Genomic DNA, 15,456 nt, shown 5'->3' with positions numbered 1-15,456 from the left:
GCCGCGCCGGGCTATCCCGCTCCCACCAGAGAGTCCGCCGCCGCCTCCCGCTCCGCCATGTCGCGCAGCGGTCCGGCCACGGCGGCCAGTTCCGCATACCTCCCGCGCTGCACCACCCGGCCCGCGTCGACGACGACCACCTCGTCCACGGCTTCCAGGCCCGCCAGCCGGTGCGTGACGAGCAGTGTCGTACGGCCCTCGGTGGCGGCCAGCAGGTCCGCGGTGAGGGCGTCCGCCGTGGGCAGGTCGAGATGCTCGGCCGGCTCGTCCAGCACGAGCACCGGGAAGTCGGCGAGCAGCGCCCGGGCGAGGGCCAGCCGCTGCCGCTGCCCGCCGGACAGCCGTGCCCCGTGCTCGCCGACCAGGGTGTCGAGTCCGTCGGGCAGCCCGTCCACCCAGTCGAGCAGCCGGGCCCGGCCCAGCGCCTCCCGCAGGTCCTCCTCGGTGGCGTCCTTCCGGGCGAGCAGCAGGTTCTCGCGCACGGAGCTGTCGAAGAGGTGCGCGTCCTGGGCGCACAGCCCGACGAGCCGCCGTACGTCGTCGCTGTCCATGCCGTACGCGTCCACGCCGGCCAGCGTGTAGGAGCCCGCGTCCGGGTCGAGGAACCGCAGCAGGACCTGGGCGAGGGTCGACTTGCCGGCGCCGGATGCACCGACCACGGCGACCCGGCGCCCCTCGTGCAGGGTGAGGTCGACCCCCCTGAGGGCGTCCCGTGACTGCCCCGGGTACCGCGCCGTCAGGCCCTTCAGCACGACGGGGAAGGGCGCGGCGGGCGCCTGACGCGGCCGCTCCGGCTCCCGCACGGGCTCGGGAGCGTCCAGCACCTCGTAGATGCGCTCGGCGCTCCTGCGCACCCGCTGGCGGTGCCGCACGGCCGCGGGCAGCCCGAGTACGGCCTCGAAGGCGGCCAGCGGAGTGAGTACGACGACCGCCATCGCCACGCCGCTCAGGCGGCCGTCGGCGACCGCCCGGGCACCCAGCAGCGCGGCGGCCGCGACGGTCAGACCGGTCAGCAGCGCGGTCAGCCCGTCGCCGAGCGCGGTGGCCGTGGCCCCGCGCGAGGCGATCCGGGTGAGCGTGCCGTCGGCCCGCCGGGCCTCGTCGGTGCGGGCCGGCAGCGCGCCGGCAACGGTCAGTTCGGCGGTGCCGGTGAGCAGATCGGTCACCCGGGTGGCGAGCAGCCCGCGGGCCGGTGCCAAGCGGTGCTCCGCACGCCGGGCCACGGCCGAGGTCACCACCGGAACACCGGCACCGGCCGCCAGCAGCCCCACCGCGAGCGCGGCCCCGGCCTCGGGCAGGAGCCAGGCCGTGAAACCCACGGCCCCGGCCGAAACCGCCACCGCGGCCCCGACCGGAAGCAGCCACCGCAGCCAGTAGTCCTGCAGGGTGTCCACATCGGCGACCAGCCTGCTGAGCAGATCCCCCCGCCTGGTCGTCCGCAGCCCGGCAGGCGCGAGCCGCTCCAGCCGCCGGTACACGGCGACCCGCGTGTCGGCCAGCATCCGCAGCACGGCGTCGTGCGACACCAGCCGCTCGCCGTACCGGAACACGGCCCGCCCGATCCCGAAGGCCCGCGTGGCCGTCACGGCGACCATCAGGTACAGCACCGGCGGCTGCTGCGAGGCCCGCGAGATCAGCCACCCGGAGGTCGCCATCAGCCCGACGGCACTGCCGAGCGCCAGCGCCCCGAGCAACAGCGCGAGCAACAACCGCCCCCGCCGGGCCCCAGAGGCGGCACGCACCCGCCCGAGAACACCCCGGCGCCCCACAGCCACCGAGTCCACGGTGCCGCCTACAACCCGCGCGAACTCCTCCGACCGCACACCCTCCAACCCCCCGAGCCGATCACCGCCCTCACCGACCGACTCCCCAAGCCGCCCCGCAACGTCCCCTTCCACCTGACCGAGCCGCCCCGCAACCGCCCCTTCCACCACCCCGAGCCGCCCCACGCCCTCGCTTGCCGGCCCACCGAGCCGTGCCGCGCCTTCGCCTATCGGCTGGCCGAGCCCATCCGCGACCTCACCTATCGCCTGATCGAGCCCATCCGCGACCTCACCTTCCAACTGACCGAGGCGGGTGGTGGGTGGGCAAAGGTCCTGGGGGTCCAGGGGGCGGAGCCCCCTGGGAGCCTCGCCGCCGGAGAGCCGCACCACCCGGTCCGCCACCGACAGCAGCGCCGGCCGATGCACCACCAGCAACACGGTGCGCCCCTCGGACAGCCTCCGTACCGCCGCCACCACCTCCCCCTCGGTCGCCCCGTCCAGCGCAGCCGTCGGCTCATCCAGCAACAGCACGGGCCGATCGGCCAGAAACGCCCGCGCCAGCGCCAGCCGCTGCCGCTGCCCCGCGGACAGACCTGCCCCGTCCTCACCGAGAACCGTCTGCGTCCCCTCCGGCAGCGCGTCCACGAACTCCAGCGCCCCGGCGTCCCGCAGCGCCCCCCGGACGGCGTCGTCGTCCGCGTCGGGACGCGCGAGCCGTACGTTCGCGGCGATCGTCCCGGCGTACACATGCGGCCGCTGCGGCACCCAGGCGATCCGCGACCGCCACTCCGCCAGGTCGACGTCGGCGAGATCGGCGTCTCCGATCCGCACCAGCCCCCGCGTCGGCCGCACGAACCCCAGCAGGACGTTGAGCAGGGTCGACTTGCCCACCCCGCTCGGACCGACCAGCGCGACGGTCTCCCCGGGTTCGACCGTGAACGACACATCGGTCACGGCGTCCGCCGAGCGCGCCGGATAGCGGACCGTCACGTCCTCGAAGGCGAGGGTCGTGGCGGAAGGCACCGCACCCGCCCCCGACGCCGGCACCGGCGTCTCCAGCACCGCGAAGATCTCCTCCGCGGCCGCCAGCCCCTCCGCCGCCGCGTGGAACTGAGCTCCCACCTGCCGCAACGGCAGATACGCCTCGGGCGCCAGCACCAGGATGACCAGCCCGATGTACAGATCCATGTCACCGTGGACGAGCCGCATGCCGATCGTCACGGCGACCAGCGCCACCGACAGCGTGGCGAGCAGCTCCAGCGCGAACGAGGAGAGGAACGCGATCCGCAGCGTCCGCATGGTCGCCTGCCGGTACTCACCGGTGATCCGGCGGATGGACTCGGCCTGCGCCTTGGCCCGGCCGAACACCTTCAGCGTGGGCAGCCCGGCCACCACGTCCAGGAAGTGGCCGGAGAGCCGCGACAGCAGCCGCCACTGACGTTCCGTCCGGGATTGGGTTGCCCAGCCGATCAGGACCATGAAGAGCGGGATCAGCGGCAGGGTTCCCACGATGATCGCCGCGGAGACCCAGTCCTCGGTGACGACCCGCGCCAGCACCGCGACCGGCACGACCACCGCCAGTCCCAGTTGCGGCAGGTAGCGCGAGAAGTAGTCGTCGAGGGCGTCGACCCCACGCGTGGCGAGAGTGACCAGAGACCCGGTCCGCTGACCGCTCAGCCAGCCGGGGCCGAGTGCCACCGCACGGTCGAGGAGCCGGCCGCGTAGCTCGGACTTGACCGCCGCGCTCGCTCGGTGCGCGGCGAGTTCGGTGAGCCAGGAGACCAGTGCCCGGCCGACGGCCACGACCGCCAACAGCACGAGTGGGGTGCGGAGTTCGGAGACGGAGTGACCGTGCCGGAAGGCGCCGACCACCACGTCGGCGATGAGCATGGCCTGGGCGATGACCAGCCCGGCACCGACGGCGCCAAGGCCGACCACGGCCACCAGGAAGAGGCGGGTGGCACGGGCGTAACGCAGCAGACGGGGATCGATTGGTTTCACGTGAAACATGCCCTTCGGCCCGGAGTGGGTGTTTCACGTGAAACACCCACTCCTCGGACTCAGTGCGCGGCTTCGGTCGCGATGTGTTGCGTACCGATCCGCTTGCGGAACACCCAGTAGGTCCACCCCTGGTAGAGCAGGACGAGCGGCGTGGCGATCGCCGCGAGCCACGTCATGATCTTCAGGGTGTACGGACTCGACGAGGCATTGGTGACCGTGAGACTCCAGTCCCCGTTGAGCGACGACGGCATGACATTCGGGAAGAGCGACAGGAAGAGCATCGCCACGGCGGCCACGATGGTCACGCCGGACAGGGCGAACGCCCATCCCTCGCGGCCCCGCAGATTGGCTCCGAGGGCGGCCACAAGTGCGGCGACCGCCACGATCAGTGCCACCAGGCTCTTGCCGTCGCCACTGGCGGCCTGGGTCCACACCAGGAAGGCCAGCGCCAGCGCCGCGGTGAGGACACCGACCTTGGTGGCCAGCTTCCGCGCCCGTACCCGGATGTCACCGACCGTCTTGAGCGCGGTGAACACCGAGCCGTGGAAGGTGAACAGGGTCAGCGTCACCAGTCCGCCGAGCAGAGCGTACGGGTGGAACAGGTCCGAGACGGTGCCGACGTACTCGAAGTTCCGGTCGATCTTGACGCCGTGCGCGATGTTCCCGAAGGCCACGCCCCACAGGAACGCCGGGATCAGCGAGGTCCAGAAGATCGCGGTCTCCCAGTTGCGCTGCCATTTCTCCTCGGGCCGCTTGGCCCGGTACTCGAAGGCGACGCCCCGGACGATCAGGCAGACCAGGATGACCAGCAGGGGCAGGTAGAAGCCGGAGAAGAGCGTGGCGTACCACTCGGGGAAGGCGGCGAAGGTCGCGCCGCCCGCGGTGAGCAGCCACACCTCATTGCCGTCCCAGACCGGGCCGATCGTGTTGATCAGCACCCGCTTCTCCAGGCGGTCGCGGGCGAGCACCTTGGTGAGGATGCCGACCCCGAAGTCGAATCCCTCCAGGAAGAAGTAGCCGGTCCACAGGACGGCGATCAGGACGAACCAGACGTCGTGAAGTTCCATGACTGCGTCTCCCTCGGCCTAGTACGAGAAGGCCATCGGCTTGTCGGCGTCACGGGCCTCGCCGCCGATCTTCGCGGGCGGGTTGAGATCATCCTCGGTGAGCTCGGGCGGGCCGGCCTTGATGTACTTCACGAGCAGCTTGACCTCGACGACGGCGAGGACGGCGTAGAGCGCGGTGAAGGTGACCAGCGAGATGAGGATCTCGGTCTGGGAGACACCGGGGGAGACCGCGTCGCGGGTCTGCAGAACGCCGTAGACGACCCAGGGCTGGCGGCCCATCTCGGTGAAGATCCAGCCCCAGGAGTTGGCTATCAGCGGGAAGCCCAGCGTCCATATCGCCACCAGCCAGTACAGCCTGCCGAGCTGAGGACTGAGCGCCTTGCTCCTGAAGAGGACCAGGTTCGGCACCTCGTCCTCACCGACCCGCAGGTGCTGCGGCAGCATGAACTTCTTGCGGGTCAGCCAGAGTCCGGCGAGGCCGATGGCGAAGGACGCCATGCCGAAGCCGATCATCCAGCGGAACGCCCAGAAGGTGACGGGGATGATGGGCCGGTAGTCGCCGGCGCCGTACTTCTGCTGCTCGGCCTTGTTGGTGTCGTTGATGCCGGGGACGTACGAGTTGAAGCTGTCGTCGGCCAGGAAGGACAGCAGGCCGGGGACGGAGAACTCGACGGTGTTGTGGCCCTTGCTGACGTCTCCGTAGGCGAAGATCGAGAAGGGCGCCGGCTTCTGGCCGTCCCACAGGGCCTCGGCGGCGGCCATCTTCATCGGCTGCTGTTTGAACATGACCTTGCCGAGGGTGTCGCCGCTGATCGCGGTGAGCATGCCGGCGATGACGACGGTGACCAGGCCGAGCCGCAGCGAGGTCTTCATCACGCTGATGTGCTTCTTGCGGAACAGGTGGAAGGCGGCGATGCCGACCATGAACGCGCCACCGGTCAGGAAGGACGCGGACAGCGTGTGGAAGGCCTGGGCCAGCGCGGTGTTCTGGGTGAGGACGGCCCAGAAGTCGGTGAGTTCGGCCCGCCCCTTCGCCTTGTCGATCTTGTAGCCGACGGGGTGCTGCATCCACGAGTTGGCCGCGAGGATGAAGTACGCGGACAGGATCGTGCCGATGGAGACCATCCATATGCAGGCCAGGTGGATCTTCTTGGGCAGCTTGTCCCAGCCGAAGATCCACAGCCCGATGAAGGTGGACTCGAAGAAGAAGGCGATCAGTGCCTCGAAGGCGAGCGGGGCGCCGAAGATGTCGCCGACGAAGCGCGAGTAGTCGGACCAGTTCATGCCGAACTGGAATTCCTGCACGATGCCGGTGACCACACCCATCGCGATGTTGATCAGGAAGAGCTTCCCCCAGAACTTGGTCGCCCTGAGGTACTTCTCCTTCTCCGTGCGCACCCAGGCGGTCTGCAGGCCGGCCGTGAGCGCGGCCAGTGAGATCGTCAGCGGGACGAACAGGAAGTGGTAGACGGTGGTGATGCCGAACTGCCAGCGCGCCAGTGTCTCCGGCGCCAGAGCCAGGTCCACGTCGTCAGTCTCCTTACGTCGCCGTGGTACAGCGGCATGTGCCCCCGTTTGTCACGTACATCACGGAGCAAACGGGACACGCTTGTGAATGCATTCACATTCACAAGCCATTATGGCGCACTCACTCTCGAACATCGAAGGGGGGTCGCACTTGGGCCGTCCGGCCCCTCCGGAACATGCGAACGGGGCCGCTCGGCCCTCGTTCCGGCCGCGCGACCCCGCACACCTGACACCCTTCGGCCGCGCGGTGACCTCCGCGCGGCCCGCGGACGCTAGTGCTCCTTGCGGAACGCCTCCGTCACCTTCAGGAAGATGTCGTTCGCCTCGGTCTCGCCGACCGTCACCCGCACGCCCTCGCCGGGGAACGGCCGCACGACCACACCGTGCTCCTCGCAGAGCTGCGCGAAGGCGGTCGTACGCTCCCCCAGCCGCAGCCACACGAAGTTGGCCTGGGTCTCGGGCACCGTCCAGCCCTGGCCGCGCAGCGCCTCGACCACCCGCTGCCGCTCGCACACCAGCGAGCCGACCCGGCCCAGCAGCTCGTCCTCGGCCCGCAGCGAGGCGATCGCCGCCTCCTGGGCGAGCTGACTCACCCCGAAGGGAACCGCCGTCTTGCGCAGCGCCGCGGCCACCGGCTCGTGCGCGATCGCGAAGCCGACGCGCAGCCCGGCGAGGCCGTAGGCCTTGGAGAAGGTCCGCAGCACACAGACGTTCGGCCGCTCACGGTAGATCGCGACGCCGTCGGGGACCTCGGGATCGCGGATGAACTCCCGGTAGGCCTCGTCCAGGACCACCAGCACGTCGTTCGGCACGCGGTCCAGGAACCGCTCCAGCTCGGCCCGCTTCACGACCGTACCGGTCGGGTTGTTGGGGTTGCAGACGAAGATCAGGCGGGTGCGGTCGGTGACGGCGGCCGCCATCGCGTCCAGGTCGTGTACATCGCCGGGCGTGAGCGGCACCTGGACCGACTGGGCACCGCTGATCTGCGTGATGATCGGATAAGCCTCGAAGGACCGCCACGCGTAGATCACCTCGTCGCCGGGTCCGCTGGTGGCCTGGACCAGCTGCTGGGCGACACCGACCGAACCGGTGCCGGTGGCCAGGTGCCCGAGCGGCACGCCGAAACGGTCCGAGAGCTCGTTCACCAGCCCGGTGCACGCGAGGTCGGGGTAGCGGTTGAAGGAGGCGGCGGCCGCGGTGACGGACTCCATCACTCCGGGCAGCGGCGGATACGGGTTCTCGTTGGAGGAGAGCTTGTACGCGACCGGGCCGCCGGCCGCCGCCGGCTTGCCCGGCTTGTAGGTGGGGATACCCTCCAGCTCGGCGCGCAGCTTGGGGCTCGTCTCGCTCACCGCAGTCCTCCTCGCGACCACCGGCGGACCGTCCACGCCTCCGGCATCCAATACTGCTCACCTTATGAGGATTCGGCGCCGCCGCGTACAGGGGAAGAGAGCGCGAAGAACCGGACCGGCACGGCGGCGGGCGGGCGAGGAGCCGGAACGCCGAGCCTCATCCGTACCACCGGCATCACGGGCATCACCGCACGAAGGCGCATTTGTCGGGGGCGCGCCCTACATATATCTACGCGCCGGTGGCTCGCGCCGTAGCGCGCATCACCCGTGCAGGTGAGTTGAGACCTCTTCGAAACATCGGGCACTTGGCAGGCCCATCCGTGCCGACAAGTCACGTCTTACCATTGGATCGTTCAACTGACTTTCTTTCTAAGGCAGTTGACCTAAATTGACCTTGCAGAAACGTGCCTGTCAACGCGTGCATATGCGTCCGCACTACCCCACCGCATGAGCCCTACTATCGGCTCGCCATGACAGCAGCAGGGAAGCACCAGGTGAGCCGCGCGGAAACCTCTCGGCGAGGCAGCCGGCCGGGCCGGGCGGGCATCAGAGACGTGGCCGCCGCCGCCGGAGTCTCCATCACGACCGTCTCCGACGCCCTGAACGGCAAGGGGCGGCTCCCGGACGCCACCCGCCGCCACGTCAGAGAGGTCGCGGACCGGCTGGGGTACCGCCCCTCCGCCGCCGCCCGCACCCTCCGTACCGGCAAGTCGGGACTCATCGGCCTGACCGTGACGACGTACGGGGATGAACCTTTCACCTTCACCGAGTTCGCGTACTTCGCCGAGATGGCGCGGGCCGCCACCTCGGCCGCGCTCGCCCGCGGCTACGCCCTCGTCATCCTGCCCGCCACCTCACGGCACGACGTGTGGTCGAACGTCGCCCTGGACGGCACGGTCGTCATCGATCCCTCCGACCAGGACCCGGTGGTCAGCGAACTGGTCCGGCAGGGCCTCCCGGTGGTCTCCGACGGCCGCCCCGCCGGCGCGCTCCCGGTCACCGCCTGGGTGGACAACGACCACGAGGCCGCCGTACTCGGCATCCTCGACCACCTCGCCGACGCCGGTGCCCGCCGGATCGGTCTGCTCACGGGCACCACGACGGACACGTACACGCACCTGTCGACCACCGCCTACCTGCGCTGGTGCGAGCGCGTCGGCCAGGACCCGGTCTACGAGGCCTACCCGGCCCACGACCCGTGCGCCGGCGCCGTCGCCGCCGACCGGCTGCTGGCCCGTCCGGACCGCCCCGACGCCGTCTACGGGCTGTTCGACCCCAACGGCACCGACCTGCTCGCCGCCGCCCGCCGCTACGGGCTGCGCGTCCCCGACGACCTGCTCCTGGTGTGCTGCAGCGAGTCGACCGTCTACGCCAACACCGAGCCGCCCATCACCACGCTCTCCCTGAAGCCGCGCCGCATCGGCACGGCGGTGGTGCAGCTGCTCATCGACGCGATCGAGGGAGTCGAGTCGGACCAGCCGGTCGAACAGGTGATACCGACCGAGCTGATCGTGCGTACCTCCTCCCAGCGACGCGCGCAGCGCACCACGGTCAGCCCGCCACGGGCACCGGAGGAGGAGTAGCACGGACACGCCGAGCACGGGGCGGCGCGGCTGCCGGTCGTCGCCGGACGGCGGCCGGCAGCCGGGCGACGGGTGGTCGAACCCCTGCCCAACCGGGGCGAAAGCCACCCTGAACTGGAGTCCTGCCCGGATTCACCACCCCTGGGTCATCACACGGCGCGACGGGCATTCCTATGATGGGCCCACGACACCGCGGGCCGCTGCGACCAGGCAGTCCGAAGCGGTGCAGATGCGGCGCGATGGTGGAGGGGTCTGATGACTCAGGGGGCCGGTCAGGGACCCGAGGCGGAGCGGACGGCGACGTTGCGCGACTTCCGGGTGCCCGGGTACGTCAACGAGACCGGTCCGTACGCCGCCAGCATCCACCCCGGCGACGTCGCCCCGCCCCTCGACGACATGTACCCCGAGGGGTATCCGGACGGGTACACGCCCACCCAGCGCGACCTCCCGGTCATCAACCGCGGCGACACGCTCCAGGTGCCCGTCGAACCGGCCGCCGTCCCGGCCGCGCAGTCCGCGGACGGTTCCGGCCCGCTGTACGTCGTCGGTGACGTGCACGGCTACATCGACGAGCTGGCCGCCGCACTGCAGGAGCAAGGTCTGACCGACGCGGACGGGCACTGGTGTGCGGGTACCGCTCGGCTGTGGTTCCTCGGCGACTTCACCGACCGGGGTCCCGACGGCATCGGCGTCATCGACCTGGTGATGCGGCTGTCCGCCGAGGCGGCCGCGGCCGGCGGCTACTGCAAGGCACTCATGGGCAACCACGAGCTGCTACTGCTCGGCGCCAAGCGGTTCGGCGACACCCCCGTCAACTCCGGCGCGGGCACCGCCACCTTCCAGGCGGCCTGGCTGCTCAACGGCGGCCAGAAGACCGACATGGACCGGCTCCAGGACCACCACCTGCAGTGGATGGCCCGCCTGGACGCCGTCGAGGAGGTCGACGGCTACCTGCTGGTCCACTCCGACACCACGGCCTACCTCGACTACGGCGACTCGATCGAGGCGGTCAACGACACCGTCCGCGAGACCATCACGCGCAACGACGCGGACGAGGTGTGGGACCTCTTCCGCAAGTTCACCAAGCGCTTCTCCTTCCGCGACGAGGGGGGTGCAGACGCCGTCCGTTCCCTTCTCGATACGTACGGCGGTACCCGCATCGTTCATGGGCACAGCCCGATTCCCTATCTGCTGGGCGAAGTCGGCTCCGAGGAGGGCGAGGAGGGCACCGGCCCCGTTGTGGAGGGACCGCACGTCTACGCCGACGGGCTCGCCATCGCCATGGACGGCGGCGTGACCATGGCCGGAAAGCTGCTGGTGAGGCAACTCCCGCTGAACCCCTGAGGGTTGGGCGGGCGGTTTCATCCCCCCGATGTCACACACGGGCCACCCCCAATTTCCGGCAACCCCCTGTCACCGCGTGCCGTAACGGCTCTACCATCGGTTTATCCGTAGCAGGCTCCCCTCCGTTTCTGCCCGACGGCTCGCCGGCGTGCGAGCCACCAGCCCTACGGAGCATCGGGGGATGCACATGAACAGCGTTCCGCAGCACCTGCACAGCGAGGACCGCCAGGAATACGAGCGGATCCTCGACGAGGCGCTGCGCTCCGCCCCGTACCGTCCCGAACTGGCTGGCATAGGCCGGCACTTGAACACCGAACAGCTGCGCACCATGGCGCTCAACGCCACCGCACTGATCACGGCGGCCGCGGCGACCGAGTACCAGCACTATGTGAAGGTCCGCGAGGAACTGCGCAATCCGGCGCGGTCCACCCCGGCCGCCGTCCAGGACTCCGGCTCCGCAGAGCCGGACGCGGACGGCGCGATGGGGCTCGCCACCACCCTCGGCGAGGCCGCCGAAACCACCGGTGCGGGAGGCTTCGCCCTCGCCCTGGTGCTGGCACCGGTGCTCGCCGGCACCGCCGCCGCGATCTTCCTGCTCGTCGGATACGTCCTGAAGATGCTGGACCCCGCCCCGGCGTTCGCCCAGACCATGCTCACCGCGGGCTGGGTGTTCGGCGTCGTGACCGCGGCCGCCATCGTCATGGCCGGCGCGGGACTGCTGCTCACCGCACTGCGCAACAGCCCCTCGCTGGAGGCCGGAGCCTACGGCGAGCCCGGCGGGGAGGTGGCCAAGGCCCGGGAGGCCTGGCGGGACGCCGTGCTGGAGCGCGGCATCCTGCCCTTCCTGCGGGAAGCGCTGACCGCCGACTCCGGCACGGCCGGACTGCGCCGTACCACCCCGTCCGGCCCGGCGGGCCGGATGCCGCGTCTCGGATACGACCGCCCCGGCTTCAGCACCGACGACGGCGCCGCACCCGCCCCCCGCCCGAGCTTCACCAGCCCGGACTACACCAGCCCGGACTTCGGAGGCCCGGAACACCAGCCGGAATAGCCCAGCTTGCGCCCCCGCCCAGGGGGCGCAGGCCGGACACCCGGCCCACGCGAACCTGCGTCCCGAACCTCCGCACGCTCTCCGGCCCGCCGTCACTCCGCGATCGGCAGATACACCCGGTTTCCCGCGGCCGCGAACTCCTTGGACTTCTGCGCCATACCCGCCTCGACCTCGGCCTGACCGCCACCGTGTTCACGCCGGATGTCCTGCGAGATCTTCATCGAGCAGAACTTCGGCCCACACATCGAGCAGAAGTGGGCCGTCTTCGCCGGCTCCGCCGGAAGCGTCTCGTCGTGGAACTCGCGGGCCGTGTCCGGGTCCAGGGCGAGGTTGAACTGGTCCTCCCACCGGAACTCGAAGCGTGCGTCGGACAACGCGTCGTCCCACTCCTGCGCGCCCGGGTGGCCCTTGGCCAGATCGGCGGCGTGGGCTGCGATCTTGTAGGTGATGACGCCGGTCTTGACGTCGTCGCGGTTGGGCAGGCCCAGGTGCTCCTTGGGCGTGACGTAGCAGAGCATCGCCGTGCCCCACCAGGCGATCATCGCGGCACCGATGCCGGAGGTGATGTGGTCGTACGCCGGCGCGACGTCCGTGGTCAGCGGGCCGAGCGTATAGAACGGAGCTTCATCGCAGATCTCCTGCTGAAGGTCGATGTTCTCCTTGATCTTGTGCATCGGGACATGGCCCGGGCCCTCGATCATGGTCTGTACATCGAAACGCCTGGCGATCCGGTTGAGTTCCCCGAGCGTGCGCAACTCCGCGAACTGGGCCTCGTCGTTAGCGTCCGCGATGGATCCCGGGCGCAGTCCGTCGCCCAGGGAGTAGGTGACGTCGTAGGCGGCGAGGATCTCGCAGAGTTCCTCGAAGTTCTCGTACAGGAACGACTCCTTGTGGTGCGCGAGGCACCAAGCCGCCATGATCGAGCCGCCGCGCGAGACGATGCCGGTCTTGCGGTTGGCGGTGAGCGGCACGTACGGCAGGCGCACGCCCGCGTGGACGGTCATGTAGTCCACACCCTGCTCGGCCTGTTCGACGACGGTGTCCTTGTAGATCTCCCAGGTCAGTTCCTCGGCCTTTCCGTCGACCTTCTCCAGTGCCTGGTAGAGCGGCACCGTGCCGATGGGGACGGGGGAGTTGCGCAGCACCCACTCGCGGGTGGTGTGGATGTTGCGGCCGGTGGAGAGGTCCATGACCGTGTCGGCACCCCAGCGGGTCGCCCAGGTCATCTTCTCGACCTCCTCCTCGATGGAGGAGGTGACCGCGGAGTTGCCGATGTTGGCGTTGACCTTCACCAAGAACCGCTTGCCGATGATCATCGGCTCGATCTCCGGGTGATTGACGTTGGCGGGGAGTACGGCCCTGCCCGCCGCGATCTCCTCGCGGACCACCTCGGGAGCGACGTTCTCTCGGATGGCCACGTACTCCATCTCCGGAGTGATCTCGCCCCGGCGGGCGTACGCGAGTTGCGTCACCGCCTCGCCTCCCCGGCCGCGGCGCGGCTGGCGCGGGCGGCCCGGGAAGACCGCGTCCAGGTTGCGCAGGCCCCCGCGCGGCGAGGTGTGCTTGATTCCGTCGTCCTCGGGACGGACGGGCCGGCCCGCGTACTCCTCGGTGTCGCCGCGGGCGACGATCCAGTTCTCCCGCAGCGGCGGCAGGCCCCTGCGGACGTCGGTCTCGACGAGCGGGTCGGTGTACGGACCGGAGGTGTCGTAGAGCGTGACCGACTGCCCGTTGGTGAGATGCACCTGACGGACCGGCACTCGTAGGTCGGGGCGGGAGCCCTCGACATACCCCTTGTGCCAGCCGATGGACTGTCCGGCCTCCGGGGACGGTTCACCCGTAATGGGCTGTTCGTCCTGGCTGAAGGCAGGCGTGCGTGCGTCCTTGTTGGTCATGAGACCTACTCCCTACGCCGGCATTACCCGGTAACAGGTTCGGCGGTCGACGCAGCGGCTTCCGTCGGGCGGCGTTTCATGTGAAACATCACTTGTTCCACGTGAAACATCGCGAATACGGAGGTCAGCGCCCTCTCAGCCCGGTGCTCCGAGCTCCCGCGTGTGCAAAGGTGCCTCCACGCTAGCGTCAATTCGGGCGCGGTGAACAGAGGGCCCCTGCCGTTCTTGCGATGATCGGGCGGTGACCTCGACACAGCAGCACCCCTATCCGCCCCCCGACCCGCGGCGCGGCAACGGCGCCCCGCAGGGTGGTGGACCCGGCCACGGGGGCCTTGGTGCCGGCGACGGACACATCCACGGGCAGGGCGAGCAGTACGACCACGGGCAGGCCCTCAGCCATGCCCACCGTCACGACAACGGCCATGCCCACGGCCACGGTGAGACCCAGCACCATTCGTCCCACGGCCGGACTCACGGCTATTCACCCGCCCCGGGCCCCGACCAGGGCGGCTCCGGGCCAGGCGGCGGTCACGGCCACTCGCACGGGCACAGCCACAGCCACGGCCCCGCCGCCCCCGTCTCCAAGCACCTGCGGAAGGTCATCGCAGCGATCCTCATCCCCTTCACCGCCGCGGTCGTGGTCGGCCTGGTGGTCCTGTGGCCCGGCGGCGCCCCGCCGCACGAGCGCACCGGTGTCGGCTTCGACCGCCAGACCCAGGCGGCGACGGTCACCAAGGTCGTCTCGGTCAGCTGCAAGTCGGTCAACGCCTCCGGAGGCGGCTCGACCGGCGACACCTCGACCTCCGACGGCACTTCCTCGAAGGAGGAGGGCGGCACGTGCAAGAAGGCCACGGTCCGGGTCGACGCCGGCAAGGACAAGGGACGTACCTTCACCGAGATCGTGCAGCCCGACCAGTCGCGGCAGTTGCACGAGGGCGAGCAGGTCGTGGCCGCGTACGAGCCCTCCGCACCCAAGGACCTGCAGTACTCGGTCACCGACGTGAACCGGAAGTTCCCGATGGCGCTGCTGGCCGGGATCTTCGCGCTCGCCGTCGTGGTGGTGGGGCGGCTGCGGGGTGTGATGGCGCTGGTCGCGCTGGCCGTCAGCTTCCTGGTGCTGACCATGTTCATCCTGCCGGGGATCCTGCAGGGCTCGAATCCGCTGCTGATGGCCGTGGTCGGGTCGAGCGCCATCATGCTCATCGCCCTGTACATCTGCCACGGTCTGTCGGCCCGGACCTCGGTGGCGGTGCTCGGCACGCTGGTCTCACTGTGCCTGATCGGACTGCTCGGCTCGGAGTTCATCGACTGGGCCGCGCTCACCGGCAACACCGACGACAACACCGGCCTGATCCACGGCCTGTACCCGTCGATCGACATGAGCGGCCTGCTGCTGGCCGGTGTCATCATCGGTTCGCTGGGGGTCCTGGACGACGTGACGGTGACTCAGACCTCCGCCGTCTGGGAGCTGCACGAGGCCAATCCGACGATGGGCTGGCGCGGGCTGTACCGGGCGGGCATCCGCATCGGCCGCGACCACATCGCCTCCGTCGTCAACACCCTCGTGCTGGCCTACGCGGGCGCCGCACTGCCCCTGCTGCTGCTCTTCTCCATCGCGCAGAGCAGCGTGGTCACGGTCGCCAACAGCGAACTGGTGGCCGAGGAGATCGTGCGCACGCTGGTCGGCTCGATCGGCCTGGTCGCCTCGGTGCCGGTCACCACGCTCCTCGCCGCCCTGGTCGTCTCGGCCGACCGGCCGGGCGCCGAGGCGGCCGTGTCCACGGAGACCGCACCGGCCGGGCCGGCCGCCGCGCGCGGCGGGCGGGGGCGGCGCCGGAAGCGGTGAGCCGCAGTGGACGGCCCGGGAGAAGGC

General features: G+C 70.2%; 9 protein-coding genes and 1 riboswitch. Of the genes, 4 read left to right on the top strand and 5 right to left on the bottom strand.

Annotation, left to right across the window (positions count from 1 at the left end; translation table 11 throughout):
• Nucleotides 1-11 precede the first annotated feature (11 nt).
• The 4 genes from cydD to hisC form a co-directional block, all read right to left on the bottom strand.
• Nucleotides 12-3,773, bottom strand: a complete 3,762-nt coding sequence (gene cydD / locus BLW82_RS21745) for a thiol reductant ABC exporter subunit CydD (RefSeq protein ID WP_093500927.1) — start codon at nucleotides 3,771-3,773, stop codon at nucleotides 12-14.
• A 50-nt stretch (nucleotides 3,774-3,823) separates the two neighbouring features.
• Complete coding sequence (cydB, locus tag BLW82_RS21740; RefSeq protein WP_093500925.1) at nucleotides 3,824-4,831, bottom strand: cytochrome d ubiquinol oxidase subunit II; 1,008 nt, start codon at nucleotides 4,829-4,831, stop codon at nucleotides 3,824-3,826.
• An 18-nt stretch (nucleotides 4,832-4,849) separates the two neighbouring features.
• On the bottom strand, nucleotides 4,850-6,358 hold the full coding sequence (locus tag BLW82_RS21735) for a cytochrome ubiquinol oxidase subunit I (RefSeq protein ID WP_093500923.1): 1,509 nt from the start codon (nucleotides 6,356-6,358) through the stop codon (nucleotides 4,850-4,852).
• Nucleotides 6,359-6,630: 272 nt separating this feature from the next.
• On the bottom strand, nucleotides 6,631-7,710 hold the full coding sequence (gene hisC / locus BLW82_RS21730; protein WP_093500921.1) for a histidinol-phosphate transaminase: 1,080 nt from the start codon (nucleotides 7,708-7,710) through the stop codon (nucleotides 6,631-6,633).
• Between the two features lie 470 nt (nucleotides 7,711-8,180).
• Here hisC and BLW82_RS21725 point away from each other — a divergent pair, with 470 nt between their 5' ends.
• The 3 genes from BLW82_RS21725 to BLW82_RS21715 all read left to right on the top strand — a co-directional run bounded on the left by BLW82_RS21725 (nucleotide 8,181) and on the right by BLW82_RS21715 (nucleotide 11,688).
• On the top strand, nucleotides 8,181-9,293 hold the full coding sequence (locus BLW82_RS21725) for a LacI family DNA-binding transcriptional regulator (protein WP_093500919.1): 1,113 nt from the start codon (nucleotides 8,181-8,183) through the stop codon (nucleotides 9,291-9,293).
• Between the two features lie 255 nt (nucleotides 9,294-9,548).
• On the top strand, nucleotides 9,549-10,637 hold the full coding sequence (locus BLW82_RS21720) for a metallophosphoesterase (protein ID WP_093500917.1): 1,089 nt from the start codon (nucleotides 9,549-9,551) through the stop codon (nucleotides 10,635-10,637).
• 181 nt (nucleotides 10,638-10,818) lie between these two features.
• Complete coding sequence (locus tag BLW82_RS21715; protein ID WP_093500915.1) at nucleotides 10,819-11,688, top strand: hypothetical protein; 870 nt, start codon at nucleotides 10,819-10,821, stop codon at nucleotides 11,686-11,688.
• 92 nt (nucleotides 11,689-11,780) lie between these two features.
• Here the strand turns inward: BLW82_RS21715 and thiC are convergent, their stop codons facing one another.
• Entirely contained in the window at nucleotides 11,781-13,583 is a 1,803-nt protein-coding gene (gene thiC, locus BLW82_RS21710) for a phosphomethylpyrimidine synthase ThiC (RefSeq protein WP_093500913.1), read from the bottom strand.
• A riboswitch (TPP riboswitch) is annotated at nucleotides 13,576-13,753 on the bottom strand. Its footprint overlaps the gene before it by 8 nt.
• A gap of 71 nt (nucleotides 13,754-13,824) precedes the next feature.
• Between thiC and BLW82_RS21705 the strand changes: the two genes are divergently transcribed.
• Nucleotides 13,825-15,429 carry a YibE/F family protein gene (locus BLW82_RS21705; protein WP_093500911.1) on the top strand — a complete coding sequence of 535 codons (1,605 nt, stop codon included), beginning with the start codon at nucleotides 13,825-13,827 and terminating at the stop codon, nucleotides 15,427-15,429.
• Nucleotides 15,430-15,456: the final 27 nt, after the last annotated feature.

This window comes from Streptomyces sp. Ag109_O5-10, assembly GCF_900105755.1.
Lineage (GTDB): Bacteria > Actinomycetota > Actinomycetes > Streptomycetales > Streptomycetaceae > Streptomyces.
This window is presented reverse-complemented; position numbering and strand designations above follow the sequence as displayed.